The organism is Pseudarthrobacter sp. J1763 (assembly GCF_050490295.1).
Classification (GTDB): Bacteria; Actinomycetota; Actinomycetes; order Actinomycetales; family Micrococcaceae; genus JBNPEO01.
The window spans coordinates 23,555-38,427 of sequence record NZ_JBNPEN010000011.1; the positions used below are offsets into that span (position 1 = coordinate 23,555).

Genomic DNA, 14,873 nt, shown 5'->3' on the forward strand with positions numbered 1-14,873 from the left:
CGTCAAACACCGGACCGTATGCCCGCAATCTCGGCTGCTACAGTTCCCCTGCGCGCAAGAGCGTGGCCTGAGCGTGTTTGAGGATGGGCTCGTCAATCATTTTGCCTTGGTACTGGAACACACCGCTCCCTGCTTCTGCGGCTGCGGCTAGAAGTGCTCTAGCCTCAGCAATAGAGTCCGCCGATGGTGCATAGGCGTTGCGGATGGTGCCAGCTTGACTTGGGTGGATACACGCCTTGGCGAAGAACCCTGAGGCAACTGCATCCTCGGATTCAGCGGCCAATCCGGCCAGATCAGCGATGTTCACATACACAGCATCAATAGCTGATTTGCCGTAGGCGCCAGCGGCCAAAAGTACCTGTGAGCGCGCATGCTGTGCCACATGGCGGTAGCTGCCGTCCGCTTTTCGGCTTGAGGTCCCGCCGAGTGACGCCACAAGGTCTTCGGCTCCCCACATTAAAGCAACCACGTGGGGAAGTGCCGCGATAGCCGGAGCATTGATGATTCCGGAGGCCGTCTCGCACAACGCAATCACTCTAAAATCCTTCAGCTCAGCGATCTGAGCTGGGTCTTCTGCCTTGGCCACCATGATGGTCCGGTAAGGAGTGCCCGCGAGGACGCTAAGGTCTTTGGCGAATTCCTCAGTGCCACAAGGGTTGACGCGCACTATGGTTCGCTCGGCTTCTAAGGGGGCTCCACTGCGAACATGAGCAAGCAGCTCGGCACGCGCAGCCTCTTTATCCCCTGCTGCCACTGCATCTTCAAGGTCCAAGATGACAGCGTCTGCCCGTTCGGCTGCTTTGTTGTAGCGGTCAGCCCGGTCTGCGGGGCAGAACAAGAGACTTGGTCCCATAGTGAACGTCACGATGTAAGGCTTCCTTTTTGCTGAGCCGCGTGGGCTTCTTGGGTCCACATCAGGCACGAACGGGTAGCTTTGGCCACAACTTTCCCGTCTTGATTGGTACCGGTGTGTTCCATCGTCACAACGCCTTGGCCCGGTCTAGACGAGGAAAGCCGCTTAGAAGTGATCACCGTCTGGGTGTACAAGGTGTCGCCGTGGAAAAGCGGATGTGGGAACTTCACGTCGGTGAGCCCCAGCTGGGCGATGATGGTCCCTTGCGTCAGTTGGGGAACGGACTGTCCCACGAGTGTTGCGAGGGTAAACATCGAATTCACCAAGCGCTGTCCGAAAGGTTGCCCAGCGCTCCATGCAGCATCCAAGTGGAGAGCTTGCGTGTTCATGGTCATGGTGGTGAACAGAACGTTGTCCGTCTCGGTAATAGTCCTGCCAGGGCGGTGCGCGTAGATCACGCCCTCTTGGAGCTCCTCGAAGTAGAGTCCACGCTGTTCGATCATGTCCATGCTGGGGGCTTGATCGTGTTCCTGTTCACTCATACGTTGTCCAAGTCATGCATTTCCACACGCAGTTCAGCGCCGGTAGCGGCGATCACTTCCTCGGCGGAAACTCCCGGAGCCGTCTCGCGCAAGACCAACCCGTCCTCAGTGACATCAATAACCGCAAGGTCCGTGATAATTCTGTCCACACACCCCTTGCCGGTCAGCGGCAGAGTGCAGCGTTTGAGGATCTTAGGGTTCCCCGCCTTATCCACGTGCTCCATCATGACGATAAGCCGCTTAGCTCCAAAAACTAGATCCATGGCACCCCCCATACCCTTGACCATCTTGCCGGGGATCATCCAGTTGGCAAGATCGCCATTCTCAGCAACCTCCATTGCCCCGAGCACTGCAACGTCCACGTGACCGCCGCGCACCATTCCAAAGGAGAGCGAAGAGTCAAAGAACGCAGCACCCTTGTTGACAGTGACGGTTTCTTTGCCGGCGTTGATTAGGTCAGGATCCACAGCGTCATCGGTGGGGTAAGGGCCGGTGCCCAGGATTCCGTTTTCCGAGTGAAGAACTACTTCCACCCCTTCAGGAATGTAGTTTGGGATCAGAGTGGGCATACCAATACCAAGGTTGACGTATTGGCCGTTGTGCAATTCTTTGGCCACTCGCGCCGCAAGCTGGTTTCTGTCCAAGGCCATGCCTAGTTACCTTCCTTTGCTGCCGAAACGGTGCGCTTTTCAATGCGCTTTTCACTGTTTTCCGATCCCGCAGGAACGTGGACTACCCGTTGAACAAAAATGCCCGGAATGTGAACGTGTTCGGGGTCCAGCTCGCCCGGTTCCACAAGTTCTTCAACTTCAGCGATGGTGATCTTTCCAGCCATGGCGCACAGAGGATTAAAGTTCATGGCCGTCGCGTGGAACACCAAGTTTCCGTGCCGGTCGCCCTTCCAGGCGTGGACCAGCGCGAAGTCTGGAGTCAAAGACTCTTCCAGTACGTAATCTGCACCGCCGAAGTTTCGCACTTCTTTCGGCGCGGAGGCGATCACAACGTCTCCGTCCGCATCGTACTTCTGTGGCAGTCCGCCGTCGGACACTTGGGTGCCCACACCAGCGGTTGTGTAGAACGCTGGGATCCCGGCACCGCCGGCACGAAGCTTCTCCGCCAAAGTTCCCTGCGGTGTGAGCACTACCTCAAGCTCACCGGCCAGGTATTGGCGCGCAAATTCCTTGTTTTCGCCCACATAGGAGCTGATAGTTCTACGGATCCGGCCGTCGCGCAGCAGAATGCCCAGCCCCCAGTCGTCGACGCCGCAATTATTGCTGACCGTTTCAAGCGAGCCGGTTCCCTGATCATGCAGGGCAGCGATCAGGGCCACGGGGATTCCACACAAACCAAAACCGCCGACGGCGAGTGAGGCGCCTTCATGGACATCCGCCACCGCCGTAGCGGCGTTCGCTACAACCTTGTTAATCATCATTGATCCTTTCAGTGCCGGCGAGCAGCATATTCCACCGCCAATTCCGCTTGCGCGCAGACGGAAACAAAACCTAAAACCTTAGAGGCCTAGATCCCGGGCAATGAGCATCAACTGCACTTCTGTGGTTCCCTCGCCGACTTCAAGAATTTTGGAGTCGCGGTAGTGGCGGGCCACAGTGAATTCGTTGATGAAACCATACCCGCCGAAGACTTGTGTGGCATCACGGGCGTTGTCCATTGCGGCTTCACCCGCCACCATTTTGGCGATGGCTGCCTGAGTCTTAAAGGGTTTGCCAGCCAGCATCCGGGCGGCGGCGTCATAGTAGGCCAAACGCGCTGTGTGGGCGCGTGCTTCCATCCGGGCAATCTTGAACTGGATGCCTTGGTACTTACCAATGTTGTTACCAAAGGCTTGGCGTTCCAGCGCGTACTTCACTGACTGGTCTACGCAGCCTTGAGCAGCGCCTACGGCGAGCGCAGCGATCGCGATGCGACCCTCATCCAAAATGGATAGGAAGTTGGCGTAGCCTCGCCCTTCAACTCCGAGCAAGTTTTCCTCGGGAACACGAACGTCAGCCAAGGTCAGCGGGTGGGTGTCCGAGGCATTCCAGCCCACCTTGTTGTAGGCCTTTTCCGCCTTAAAGCCGGGAGTGTTGGTGGGTACCAGAATGGTGGAAATTTCTTTTTTGATGCTGCCATCGGGCCGTTCGCTTTGCCCGGTGACTGCGGTGACTGTAACTAGTTTGGTGATGTCGGTACCGGAGTTAGTGATGAACTCTTTATTGCCGTTAACCACCCACTGGCCGTTTTCGCGTTTAGCCGTGGTTTTGGTTCCTCCAGCATCCGAGCCCGCTTCAGGTTCGGTCAGGCCAAAGCCTGCGAGCGCTTTGCCCGAGGCCAAGAGCGGCAACCACTCTTTCTTTTGGGCGTCATTGCCAAAGCGGTAGATGGGCATGGCTCCCAAGGAGACACCAGCTTCAAGGGTGATGGCCACCGATTGGTCCACTCGGCCTAGTTGTTCCAGCGCTAGGGCTAGTGCGAAGTAGTCCCCGCCCATTCCGCCATGCTCTTCGGGGAACGGCAACCCAAACAGGCCCATTTCTGCCATGCCTGCAACCACTTCATAGGGGAAGCTGTGTTCTTCATCGTGTTTTTGTGAAACAGGGGCAACTACTTCGTTGGCGAAATCCCGTACGGAGTCGCTGAGGTCTTGATAGTCCTCGCTGAGTCCAAAGCTATTCACGTTTTACTCCTTGGTGGTGACGTCGTTGTCGGTGATGGGATGAATGGTTGCCAATACTTGATCAGCCTTAACGATTTCTCCGGTCTTGACGGACAGATGGACTATCCCGTCCACGGCGGCAAGAAGTTGGTGCTCCATCTTCATTGCTTCTACGCTGACCAGCGGCTGCCCGGCTTGCACTTCCTGCCCGCTGACGACGGCGACGCTAACCACAGTGCCCGGCATCGGTGAGTGGACTTCTGGATCTGCAGTGCCCGATTCACGTTCGATGCTTGCCAATCGTTGATGCAGGTAGGCCTCACGGCCGAGGATATCGAGGTGGCCTTGCCAGCCTTCGGAGCCGAGGTAGATTCGCTGGTTCTGCTGTGAATATGTGGCCGCGTCCGTAGCAAATGCCCACTCGTGAGTAGCCGAACTGATAGTCAAACGGACGCGCTGACCAACGATTTCAGGGATGCTGCACTCTTGAGCCGGCTCGTCATCCACGCTCACGCTGAGGGTTTGTGAATCCTTTGAGGTCACTGAAACTTCAGCCAGCTGCCCGTCTGGGAGCAATACGTGCAGCCTCCATGGTGCGCGGGCCCCCATGCGCCAACCGTCCAGCCGGTTCCATGGGGTGCCAGTGGTCACTGACGGGCTACCCGTCGACATCCGGCCTGTAGAACCCTGGTTTTTCCTAGTGCTGTGAACCCAGCTCATCAGTGCGGCGACTATTACCTCCGCCTCCCCCACATGACGGAAAGCGAAGTCTGGCATCTTGCGCTCGATCAGCCCGGTGTCGAGCTTGCCAGCCCGCACATCGGGATCGTTGATCAGTAATCGCAAGTACTCAACATTTGTATCTATGCCCAAGGCTAGGTAGTGAGAGAGCCCTGCGTCCAAGGCATCAAGTGAGGCTTGCCGGTCTGGTGCCCAGCTGATGACTTTTGCCACCATGGGGTCATAGTCGGCGGAGATTTCCAAACCGTTGAGTAGGGCCGAGTCCATACGAAGCAGTGTTCCTGGTGGTGCGCTGGCGTCCTCGTTCAGGAGCTGAACCGTGCCCGTTGAGGGCATAAAGTTCCGTTCAGGCACTTCAGCGTAAACACGAGCTTCCACCGAGTGTCCGTTGAGCTGAATGTCCTCTTGTTTGATGGTCAAGTGCTCGCCGGCAGCAATTTTCACTTGCCACTGAACCAGATCCAGCCCGGTGATCATCTCTGTTACAGGGTGCTCTACTTGCAGGCGTGTGTTCATTTCCATAAAAAAGAACTCGTCCGGGGCAGCATCTGATACCAAGAACTCCACGGTTCCAGCCCCCGAATAGTTCACGCTCCGAGCTGCGTTACAGGCCGCCTCACCCAACTTGGCGCGGATCTCTTCACCGCGAGGAAGGCTTTCAAGCATGGGCGAAGGCGCTTCTTCAATCACCTTTTGGTGGCGACGTTGTAGGGAACACTCACGCTCCCCGAGATGAATCACGTTGCCGTAGTTATCCGCCAAAATTTGCACTTCGATGTGCCGCGGGGTCAGGACAAGGCGCTCTAAAAACAAAGTGTCGTCACCAAATGCTGAAGCAGCTACACGTCGCGCCGTCAGGAGGGTGCTTGCAAGGTCCTCTGCACGTTGCACCGCGTGCATTCCCTTTCCACCACCTCCGGCGGAAGGTTTGATCAACAACGGGAATCCGACGCTAGAAGCCGCTTCGATCAACTGCGCATCGCTGAGTCCCGGTGCGGCGATGCCGGGAACCACTGGCACACCGTATCCACTGACATGGTTTTTAGAGCGGATCTTGTCACCCATAACGTTGAGCGACTCCACACCGGGGCCAATGAACATAATGCCCGCAGCCTCCAGAGCACTGGCAAACTCAACGTTTTCACTCAAGAAACCGTAGCCAGGATGAACGGCTTGCGCTCCCGTACTGCGGCACGCAGCGATGATCGCATCGGTGTTGAGGTAACTTGCGGAGGCCGCTGCGGGGCCAATCCGTACGGCCGTATCAGCTTCGCGCACGTGGCGTGCACCGGCGTCGGCGTCGCTGTAGACAGCAACTGAGGTGATACCCATAGTGCGCAGGGTACGAATAACCCGACAGGCGATTTCGCCACGGTTCGCCACCAACACAGTGTTGAACAGAGCCGCAGTGTTTTGGGATTTCAAAGGTGATTCCTGCATCAACGGCTCACATCCGGAAGAGGCCGAAGGAGGTCTCCGGCAGTGGTGTACGGGAAACAACATCAAGGGCGAGTCCCACAACGGTGCGGGTCTCCGCAGGGTCAATGACGCCGTCGTCCCAGAGGCGGGCGGTTGAATAGTACGGGCTGCCTTGGTCCTCATACTGTTCGCGGATGGGCGCCCGGAATGCTTCCTCTTCCTCGCTAGACCATTCTTGGCCGCGGGATTCCATCTGCTCGCGTTTGACGGTGGCCAACACTCCCGATGCTTGGTTGCCGCCCATCACCGAGATGCGAGCGGCGGGCCACATCCACAAGAATCGGGGCGAGTAAGCGCGCCCGCACATGGAATAGTTTCCTGCCCCGAAGGAACCGCCAATCACAACTGTCAATTTGGGTACGCGAGCGGTGGCCACGGCGGTGACCATTTTGGCCCCGTTTTTGGCAATGCCGCCGTGTTCGTAGTCTTTGCCGACCATAAAACCGGCTAGGTTTTGCAGAAACAGCAGGGGGATGCCTCGCTGATCGCAGAGTTCAATAAAGTGGGCGCCCTTGAGTGAGGATTCGCTGAACAGGACACCGTTGTTAGCCACGATGCCTACCGGGTGACCGTGAATTTTGGCAAAGCCAGTCACCAAAGTGGTTCCGTAGTTCTTTTTGAATTCGTGGAACTGGCTTTCATCTACCAAGCGCGCAATGACCTCATGGACGTCATAGGGGGCGTTCACATCAACCGGGACGGCACCGTAAATCTCCTCCGGGTCGACCGTTGGTTCAGTGCTCTCAGTGACTTCCCACGCCGGTGCAGGCTGTTGCGGCAGTGTGGACACGATGTCCCGGACAATCTGGAGTGCATGTTCATCGTTCTCTGCCAGATGGTCAGTGACACCGGAAATTCGTGAGTGCACATCACCGCCGCCAAGCTCCTCGGCCGTAACGATCTCGCCGATAGCTGCTTTAACGAGCGGAGGGCCACCCAAAAAAATGGTGCCCTGGTTGCGGACAATCACCGTCTCATCGCTCATTGCTGGCACGTAGGCGCCACCGGCCGTGCACGAGCCCATTACCGAGGCTATTTGTGGGATCTTGGCGGCAGACATTTTGGCCTGGTTGAAAAAGATGCGGCCAAAGTGTTCTTTGTCCGGGAAAACCTCGTCCTGTTTAGGAAGAAACGCTCCGCCGGAATCTACTAAATAAATGCAGGGAAGCTTGTTCTCGAGAGCAACTTCCTGGGCTCTCAGATGCTTTTTGACGGTTAGCGGATAGTAGGTTCCGCCCTTGACTGTGGCGTCATTGGAAATGATCATCACGTGGCGTGAATGAACCAAACCGATCCCGGCGATCACACCAGCGCCCGGGCTGTCGTCGTTATACATGCCGTTTGCTGCCAACGGTGCGATCTCCAGGAACGGGCTGCCATCGTCGAGCAGGCGATTGATACGCTCGCGAGGCAAAAGTTTGCCGCGGGCAATGTGCCGCTCACGTGATGCTTCTGGGCCCCCTAGTGCGGTGGTTTCCAGCTTGTGACGGAGTTCGGTTACGAGCGCTTTTTGGGCTTGCTCATTAACGAGGAACGGCGCGGATTCGCGATCCAGCGCGGTGGCGAGGGTCTCCATTGACCTGCTTCCTAGGTGCTTTGATGCGGCACAATCCGCTGTCATTTTGGTTAGTACCGGATAACTGAGTTTTACGTTAGTCTCTAATAACCGTGATGTCCACCACACTGACAAAGGATCACGTGAACACTCAAAACCAGCCAGAATTAACCTCGTCAAGTGACGGTGAGGACTCGGCAATCGCACGGCAAACCCAGCGGAGCTTGGCCAAAGAAGAGCGACGCCGAGCCCTCCTTGCTGCCGCCGCAAACCTCTTTGCGTCCAAGGGGTACAGCAGGGTTTCGCTCGAGGATTTGGGCGCCGCCGTAGGTATCAGCGGCCCAGCGGTTTACCGGCACTTCCCCGGCAAACAATCCGTACTGGACGAGGTGTTGTTGACGGTAAGCCGCGGCCTATTGTCTGGCGGTTCATTGGTGGCAGCCCGCTCCGTGGATCCCCGAGCGACCTTGACAGAGCTGGTCCACTTTCACGTGGATTTTGCACTGAGCAACGTTGACGTGATCCGAGTTCAAGACCGGGACCTGGACAACGTCAGCCCACAATGCCGCTCCGAAGTCCGTTCCCTGCAGCGGCAATATGTAGAGCTGTGGGTGGAGCAATTAGGCGCGATCCACTCGAGTGACTCGGTGGCCGAGCTACGCCTACGCGCCCATGCCACTTTTGGACTCATCAACTCCACGCCGCATTCGCTCAGAGGGCAAGGAACCAGCGTCGCCCGCAAAACAGCCGCTGGAATTTTGGAAGAGCTGGCCCTTGCCGCACTGACCGCCGGCGCCTAGCCCATCGTTAGTGCGAGCGCTGGATCCTTGAGCAAAGCGCCGACGTCAGCCAAGAACCGCGAACCTTGCTCCCCGTCAACAAGCCGGTGATCAAAAGACAGGCTCAGTGTCATCACCTCGCGCAGTGCTACTTCGCCCTGGTACTCCCACGGGAGCTTACGCACCGAACCCATGGCAAGGATTGCCGCTTCACCGGGATTCAGAATCGGCGTGCCAGCGTCAATCCCAAACACACCAATATTGGTAATGGAGATGGTTCCGCCACTCAAGTTCAGCGGGGAAGTTTTGCCCGCCCGCGCGGTTTGGGTTAGTTCGCCAAGCTCTTCAGCCAGAGCCAAAAACGTCAGGTCTTGGGCGTCCTTAATGTTCGGCACTGTCAGTCCACGGGGTGTAGCAGCGGCTATGCCTAGGTTGACGTAGTTGAACTGCACAATTTCTTGAGCCGCTTCGTCCCACTGAGAGTTGAGGCTGGGGTTTGCTTTGAGCGCCACGAGCAGGGCCCTAGCAACGATCGTGAGCGGCGTGATGCGAACCTGCGCGTATTGTTTGCTGGCCTTGAGCCGTGCCAAGAGTTCCATCGTGGCAGTGACATCAATGGTCAGGAACTCGGTGGCGTGCGGCGCAGTAAAAGCGCTAGAAACCATGGCTGCAGCCGTGTGCTTGCGGACCCCTTTGATGGGCGTGCGCGTCTCCCGCTCCCCCGCAGAATCGGCGCTTCCCTCAGATCGGGCACTGCACTGTTGGACATCGGTGCGGGTGATCAAACCACTAGGTCCAGTGCCAGTGAGCTGAGTGAGGTCCAAGCCCAGATCTTTGGCCAGTTTTCGCACCGGCGGTGTAGAGCGCGGCCGTTCGGGTGATGCCGTTACTGCTACATGCGTGGTTACTGCCGTAGTAACTGTTGCTGGAACACCTGCCCGGGCACGGCGGCTCGGCCGGCCCCCGCGATCGACCACGGCACCGTAACCCACCAAGTTTGGTTCCCGCTTGGGCTCCCCTTCCAGAGCGCCTTCACTGATTGCAGCGCCGCCGGTTCCATTACTGGGGTCCGGGGCGGCGCCGTCGTCGGGAACGTCAAAGGAAACGATCGGTTTACCAACTTCAACCACTGTTCCGGCTGGTTCATGCAGTTCAAGCACCACTCCGGCGAAAGGCGACGGTAATTCCACCACGGCCTTAGCTGTTTCTACCTCGGCGATGATTTGGTTCAACTCCACAGTGTCCCCCGGGGCAACGTGCCACGAGAGTATCTCTGACTCGGTGAGGCCTTCGCCCAGATCTGGGAGCCTAAATTCGCGCCTCATTGTTGTGCTCACGCTTCCAATCCGCTCAAAGAGTTGTGCCGGCCCAGGGCCCGGTCCACGCCGTCTAGGATCCTGTCTAAATCCGGCAAGTGATGCAGTTCCAACTTCGAATAGGGGTACGGGATATCAAAGCCCGTCACGCGTATTGGGGCCGCCTCAAGGACGTAGAAGCAACGTTCAGTGATGCTGGCAGCGATCTCCGCGCCGAGTCCACCTGATTGCGCAGCTTCGTGAGCGATCACCAAGCGACCGGTCTTGCGTACCGACGCTTCCAAGGTGACGAAGTCGATTGGCGCTAGGGAGCGCAAATCAATCACTTCTACAGAAATACCTTCGTCAGACGCGGCAACCGCTGCGTCCCGCGCGGTCTTGACCAGTGGTCCATAGGCCACCAACGTGACATCCGCACCAGCATGTACGACGGCGGCACTCCCCATGGGTAGCACCGCTTCAGTGGTGGATTCCTCCACTTCGCCCTTGTCGTGATACCTGCGCTTTGGTTCGAAATAAAGCACCGGGTCGTCACAGGCAATGGCCTGTTGGATCATCGTGTACGCATCCTGCGGATTGGAAACTGAGATCACGCGAAGACCTGAAGTGTGGGTGAAGTACGCTTCCGGCGATTCGGAGTGGTGTTCAGGTGAACCAATCCCACCACCAAAAGGCACCCGGATGGTCAAGGGCATCTTGACGGCACCTTGAGTCCTGTAATGGAGCTTGGCTACTTGGCTAACAATTTGATCAAAGGCCGGGTAGATAAAGCCATCAAACTGAATCTCACACACGGGCCGGTAACCGCGGTAGGCCAACCCTACGGCGGTGCCGATGATGGCAGATTCCGCCAAAGGTGTGTCAATGACTCGGTGGGCACCAAAGTCCTTTTGCAAACCATCCGTAATGCGGAACACCCCACCCAAAGCGCCAATATCCTCCCCCATCAGGACTACTTTGGGGTCAGCATCCATGGCACGGCGCAGGCCGGAGTTTATGGCACGGGAAAACGTCATCGAGGTCATCACAAGGCTCCTGCTGAGTTGTCGGAACCCATCATCTGCAAGTACCGCTGGTAATGGTCCTGTTGGCGCTCCAAGAAGGAGTGAGGCTCGGCGTAGACGTGTTCGAAGATCTGCTCAGCTCGAGGCTCTTCCATGGAGACGATGCCGGCCCGGAGGGCAGCAGCTACAGAGTCTTCCTTGTTTTTCACGTGGGCTTTCACGTCATCACTCAGGACGCCGAGCGAATCGAGGTGGCGTTCAAGGCGCAGAATCGGATCCTTGGCACGCCAGTCTTCGAGTTCGTTAGCGTCCCGGTACCTGGTGGGGTCATCAGCGGTGGTGTGTGGTCCCATACGGTAGGTGACGGCTTCAATAAAAGTGGGGCCGCCACCGGTCCTGGCTCGCTCCAAGGCGCTTCGTGATGCCGCCAAAACAGCGAGGACATCGTTGCCGTCTACCCGGATGGCCGGAATACCAAAGCCTGCCGCACGGTCTGCGATTTGCACGTGGCTTTGGAGAGTTACCGGCTCTGAGATGGCCCAGTGATTATTTTGGCAAAAGAAAACCACGGGAGCCTGAAAACTCGCTGCGAACACCATGGCTTCATTGACGTCGCCTTCACTCGTGGCACCGTCGCCGAAGTAGGTCACCACTGCCGTACTGGCGCCGTCGAACTGGACTCCCATGGCGTAACCAACTCCATGGAGTGTCTGGGCGCCGATGATGATTTGTGGGGTGGCCATGTTGATAGTGAAGGGATCCCAACCGGCCGAGGCGTTGCCTCGCCACACTCGCAGGATGTCCGTGAAGTCCACACCGCGGCAATAGGCCACACCGTTCTCGCGGTAGCTGGAAAAGACAAAATCATCGTGGCGAAGTGCCCGGCCTGAGCCGATCTGAGATGCTTCTTGACCTAAGAGCGGCGGCCACAACGCGAGTTCGCCTTGGCGTTGAAGCGCTGTTGCTTCATTATCGATCCGACGGATAACCACCATGTCTTCGTAGAGACCTACGAGCGTAGCTTCATCAACGTCGCTCAGCCACGGATCCCACTCGGCGCTTGGGGTGCGTGTGCCCTCGGCTGAAATGAGCTGAACGAATGTTTGTGAGTCGTTGCTTAACACTTTTGCCAGTGACCTTCCCGGCGTGAAGGAACAGTATCCGACAAGAGGATTGCCCCTGCCGCGAGCCGTTCAGTCTTAACCCCGTGGGCGCCATTGCCCACGGTTAATGTGACCCTACTCACAAGTTGCAATGAGTACAACCACCCGCGAACAGCTTGAGCAAAATGCTCAGACCCGAGGGAAGCAACAGTGCTATTCTGCGCATTATGTACTCTCTAGATGGGACCGATGCAAAGTTGCTCGCAGCCCTCGCCGAAGATCCACGCCGAACCGTAGTTGCTTTGGCCCAAGTGACCGGCATTTCCCGCAATACCGTCCAGGCTCGAATGAGCCAGCTCGAGAAAAACAAGGTGTTTTTGAACTTTGAGCGCCGGATCAATCCAGCTGCTTTGGGTTACACACTCTCAGCTTTTATGTCAGTTCACGTCCAGCAACGAAAGCTGCCCTCACTGGCCGAGAGTTTAGGCAGCATCCCGGAAATCCTCGAGGCTTACCCGCTGAGCGGATCTGCCGATCTATTCCTTCGCGTAGTTGCTAAGGATGCAGAAGATCTCTTCCGCATCAACGGTAAAGTCCTCGCTTGCGAGGGTGTTGAGCGCACTGACACCGCAATCGCCATGGGAGAACTGATCCCCTTTAGGATGCTCCCACTCCTGGAGCGTGAAGAGACTGGCAACTGAACACAGCAAAAGGCCCACCACTTGCTTCCCACGTTTGGGAGCAAGTGGTGGGCCTCGGGAGCCTAAGCACCGAAACTAGTGATCGGTTGCTTTCTCTGCCCCTGCTCCAGTGAGAGAACGAACCTCCATCTCGGCCTGCTTTTTGGCGTCTTCGCGGCGTTTGTCCAAAATCGTTCCCAACCAGCCCAAAAAGAAGGCCAAGGGAATCGAAATGATGCCGGGGTTACTGAGAGGGAAAATCGCAAAGTGTGCTCCCGGGATCATCGACGTTTTACTGCCAGAAACCACAGGGCTTAATGCGATCAGAATGATGGCCGATCCAAGTCCCCCATACATACTCCACAGCGCACCTTGAGTGGTGAACTTCTTCCAGAACAAGGAATACACAATGGTGGGCAAGTTCGCCGAAGCTGCCACGGCAAAAGCCAACGCCACAAGGAACGCAACATTTTGTCCGTTAGCAAAAATGCCACCGAGGATGGCTAGAAGGCCAATTACTACTACGGTGCGGCGCGCCACCTTAACTTCCGTGCCGGCGTCGACCTTTCCCTTAGCAAATACGCTCGCGTAGATGTCATGGGCAAAGGAGGCCGCCGCCGTAATGGTCAACCCCGCAACCACTGCAAGAATCGTGGCGAAAGCTACCGCGGAAATAAAGCCCAGCAAGAGGGGGCCACCAAGGAAGAAGGCAAGCAACGGCGCTGCCGAATTCACTCCACCCGGCGCAGCCTTGATGGTGTCTGCACCCACCAGGGCGCCGGCGCCATAACCCAACACCAAGGTGAAGATGTAGAAGATGCCGATGAGCCAAATGGCCCAGACCACCGATTTGCGTGCTTCTTTAGCAGTTGGCACCGTGTAGAAACGCATCAAAACGTGCGGCAAGGCAGCGGTTCCCAGAACCAAGGCCAACCCAAGCGAGATGAAGTCCAGCTTGGTGGTTCCTGTTTTACCGTACTGAAGGCCCGGGTTGAGGACGGCTGGGTTCTTGGCCGTATCTACCGCCGCACCCAGGAGGTTTGAAAGGTTGAAGCCGTAAATCGATAGCACCCAGACGGTCATAACAGCGGCGCCGGCAATCAGCAAAATAGCCTTGATGATCTGGACCCACGTGGTCCCCTTCATTCCACCGATGAGTACGTACACAATCATCAAAATGCCAACGATCGTGATGACCAACGCCTGGCCTCCCCAATCACTGATGCCTAGCAGCAATGAGATCAAGCTTCCCGCGCCTGCCATTTGGGCCAGCAAATAGAAGAAGCACACAGCGAGCGTTGAGATGGCCGCGGCAATCCGCACTGGGCGTTGTTTAAGTCTGAAAGACAAAACATCCGCCATGGTGAATTTGCCGGTATTGCGCAAAAGTTCTGCCACGAGAAGCAGCGCCACAAGCCATGCAACCAGGAAACCTATCGAGTACAGGAAACCGTCATAGCCGTTGATGGCAATGGCTCCAGTGATACCCAGAAATGAGGCAGCCGAAAGGTAATCGCCGGCGATAGCTGTACCGTTTTGCGAGCCGGTGAATGACCTACCGGCGGCATAGTAGTCAGCGGCTGTTTTGTTGTTTTTGCTCGCCCGCAGCACAATCACCAAGGTGATCGCTACAAACAGGGCAAAAATTCCAATATTCAAGGCTGTGGTGTCTTTAAGGTCAGAGACATTAACCATGGGCATCACTTGGCATCATCCTCCGCGGAAGGCGCCGTGTTCAGCGCATTGATGGACTTCTTGCTGTCCTCGATTTCGTTGCGCAATTCCGTTGCCAGCGGGTCCAATTTCTTATTGGAATAGCTCACGTACCAGGCGGTAATACCGAACGTGGTGAGGAATTGCAAAAATCCCAAAATGAGGCCGATGTTGATATTGCCCCAGACTTTGGTGGACATAAAGTCCACTGCATAGTCAGCCAAGAGCACATATGCGAAATACCACAACAAGAAAAAGACAGCCATGGGGAACACAAAGCTCCGATGACGTTTGCGAAGTTCTTGGAAGCGTGGTGAGGCCTGCAATGCTTCGAAGTCCGGCCCCTCCTGCGCTTCGCTCTGACGGGCGTCGTTGCCCATAGTTCCTCCTAGTAGGACTGTTTCCAACAGCCAACAATTCTCAGCCACCACCCACGTCGAGCATTGTGACTTAGT

The 14,873-nt window shown here is 56.8% G+C and carries 14 protein-coding genes; 2 read left to right on the plus strand and 12 right to left on the minus strand.

The window, feature by feature from the left end; all coding sequences use genetic code 11:
* Positions 1 to 37: 37 nt before the first annotated feature.
* From ACQQCD_RS11030 to ACQQCD_RS11060, 7 genes are all read right to left on the minus strand, one after another.
* Positions 38 to 865, minus strand: coding sequence for an HpcH/HpaI aldolase/citrate lyase family protein (locus tag ACQQCD_RS11030; RefSeq protein WP_430268434.1), 828 nt, complete (start codon positions 863 to 865; stop codon positions 38 to 40).
* A complete protein-coding gene (locus ACQQCD_RS11035; protein WP_430268435.1) occupies positions 862 to 1,395 on the minus strand; it encodes a MaoC family dehydratase in 534 nt (177 codons plus the stop codon). The genes ACQQCD_RS11030 and ACQQCD_RS11035 overlap by 4 nt, the downstream gene beginning before the upstream one ends.
* Complete coding sequence (locus ACQQCD_RS11040; protein WP_430268436.1) at positions 1,392 to 2,045, minus strand: CoA transferase subunit B; 654 nt, start codon at positions 2,043 to 2,045, stop codon at positions 1,392 to 1,394. The genes ACQQCD_RS11035 and ACQQCD_RS11040 overlap by 4 nt, the downstream gene beginning before the upstream one ends.
* Before the next feature lie 2 nt (positions 2,046 to 2,047).
* Positions 2,048 to 2,824: a CoA transferase subunit A gene (locus tag ACQQCD_RS11045; RefSeq protein WP_430268492.1), complete on the minus strand. Its 777-nt coding sequence runs from the start codon at positions 2,822 to 2,824 to the stop codon at positions 2,048 to 2,050.
* Between the two features lie 81 nt (positions 2,825 to 2,905).
* Positions 2,906 to 4,069: an acyl-CoA dehydrogenase family protein gene (locus ACQQCD_RS11050; protein WP_430268437.1), complete on the minus strand. Its 1,164-nt coding sequence runs from the start codon at positions 4,067 to 4,069 to the stop codon at positions 2,906 to 2,908.
* A 3-nt stretch (positions 4,070 to 4,072) separates the two neighbouring features.
* Complete coding sequence (locus ACQQCD_RS11055; protein WP_430268438.1) at positions 4,073 to 6,229, minus strand: acetyl/propionyl/methylcrotonyl-CoA carboxylase subunit alpha; 2,157 nt, start codon at positions 6,227 to 6,229, stop codon at positions 4,073 to 4,075.
* 7 nt (positions 6,230 to 6,236) lie between these two features.
* Positions 6,237 to 7,844, minus strand: a complete 1,608-nt coding sequence (locus tag ACQQCD_RS11060) for a carboxyl transferase domain-containing protein (RefSeq protein WP_430268439.1) — start codon at positions 7,842 to 7,844, stop codon at positions 6,237 to 6,239.
* A 122-nt stretch (positions 7,845 to 7,966) separates the two neighbouring features.
* Here ACQQCD_RS11060 and ACQQCD_RS11065 point away from each other — a divergent pair, with 122 nt between their 5' ends.
* Positions 7,967 to 8,623, plus strand: coding sequence for an SACE_7040 family transcriptional regulator (locus ACQQCD_RS11065; RefSeq protein WP_430268440.1), 657 nt, complete (start codon positions 7,967 to 7,969; stop codon positions 8,621 to 8,623).
* On the opposite strand, the gene ACQQCD_RS11070 is transcribed toward ACQQCD_RS11065, so the two are convergent.
* The 3 genes from ACQQCD_RS11070 to pdhA are packed head-to-tail and all read right to left on the minus strand — an operon-like array spanning position 8,620 to position 12,046.
* The gene (locus ACQQCD_RS11070; protein ID WP_430268441.1) at positions 8,620 to 9,939 is read right to left on the minus strand and encodes a dihydrolipoamide acetyltransferase family protein; all 1,320 of its coding nucleotides are present in this window, start codon (positions 9,937 to 9,939) and stop codon (positions 8,620 to 8,622) included. The two genes, ACQQCD_RS11065 and ACQQCD_RS11070, sit on opposite strands and share 4 nt — an antisense overlap.
* Entirely contained in the window at positions 9,936 to 10,943 is a 1,008-nt protein-coding gene (locus tag ACQQCD_RS11075; RefSeq protein ID WP_430268442.1) for an alpha-ketoacid dehydrogenase subunit beta, read from the minus strand. The genes ACQQCD_RS11070 and ACQQCD_RS11075 overlap by 4 nt, the downstream gene beginning before the upstream one ends.
* Positions 10,943 to 12,046 (minus strand): pyruvate dehydrogenase (acetyl-transferring) E1 component subunit alpha, encoded by a 1,104-nt coding sequence (gene pdhA / locus ACQQCD_RS11080; RefSeq protein ID WP_430268443.1) that lies wholly within the window; start codon positions 12,044 to 12,046, stop codon positions 10,943 to 10,945. Before pdhA ends, ACQQCD_RS11075 begins: the two co-directional genes overlap by 1 nt.
* Positions 12,047 to 12,252: 206 nt before the next feature.
* On the opposite strand from pdhA, the gene ACQQCD_RS11085 reads away from it, so the two are divergent.
* The gene (locus tag ACQQCD_RS11085) at positions 12,253 to 12,726 is read left to right on the plus strand and encodes an Lrp/AsnC family transcriptional regulator (protein WP_430268493.1); all 474 of its coding nucleotides are present in this window, start codon (positions 12,253 to 12,255) and stop codon (positions 12,724 to 12,726) included.
* 75 nt (positions 12,727 to 12,801) lie between these two features.
* Here ACQQCD_RS11085 and ACQQCD_RS11090 read toward each other — a convergent pair whose 3' ends face one another.
* Entirely contained in the window at positions 12,802 to 14,406 is a 1,605-nt protein-coding gene (locus ACQQCD_RS11090; RefSeq protein WP_430268444.1) for a solute symporter family protein, read from the minus strand.
* The gene (locus tag ACQQCD_RS11095; protein WP_430268445.1) at positions 14,406 to 14,798 is read right to left on the minus strand and encodes a DUF485 domain-containing protein; all 393 of its coding nucleotides are present in this window, start codon (positions 14,796 to 14,798) and stop codon (positions 14,406 to 14,408) included. The genes ACQQCD_RS11090 and ACQQCD_RS11095 overlap by 1 nt, the downstream gene beginning before the upstream one ends.
* Between the last annotated feature and the right edge of the window lie 75 nt (positions 14,799 to 14,873).

Coding starts and splice junctions, on each gene's coding strand:
- ACQQCD_RS11035 (WP_430268435.1), bottom strand. CDS start 1,395: ATGAGTGAACAGGAACACGATCAAGCCCCCAGCATGGACATGATCGAA.
- ACQQCD_RS11040 (WP_430268436.1), bottom strand. CDS start 2,045: ATGGCCTTGGACAGAAACCAGCTTGCGGCGCGAGTGGCCAAAGAATTG.
- ACQQCD_RS11045 (WP_430268492.1), bottom strand. CDS start 2,824: ATGATTAACAAGGTTGTAGCGAACGCCGCTACGGCGGTGGCGGATGTC.
- ACQQCD_RS11055 (WP_430268438.1), bottom strand. CDS start 6,229: ATGCAGGAATCACCTTTGAAATCCCAAAACACTGCGGCTCTGTTCAAC.
- ACQQCD_RS11060 (WP_430268439.1), bottom strand. CDS start 7,844: ATGGAGACCCTCGCCACCGCGCTGGATCGCGAATCCGCGCCGTTCCTC.
- ACQQCD_RS11075 (WP_430268442.1), bottom strand. CDS start 10,943: ATGACCTCGATGACGTTTTCCCGTGCCATAAACTCCGGCCTGCGCCGT.
- ACQQCD_RS11085 (WP_430268493.1), top strand. CDS start 12,253: ATGTACTCTCTAGATGGGACCGATGCAAAGTTGCTCGCAGCCCTCGCC.
- ACQQCD_RS11090 (WP_430268444.1), bottom strand. CDS start 14,406: ATGCCCATGGTTAATGTCTCTGACCTTAAAGACACCACAGCCTTGAAT.
- ACQQCD_RS11095 (WP_430268445.1), bottom strand. CDS start 14,798: ATGGGCAACGACGCCCGTCAGAGCGAAGCGCAGGAGGGGCCGGACTTC.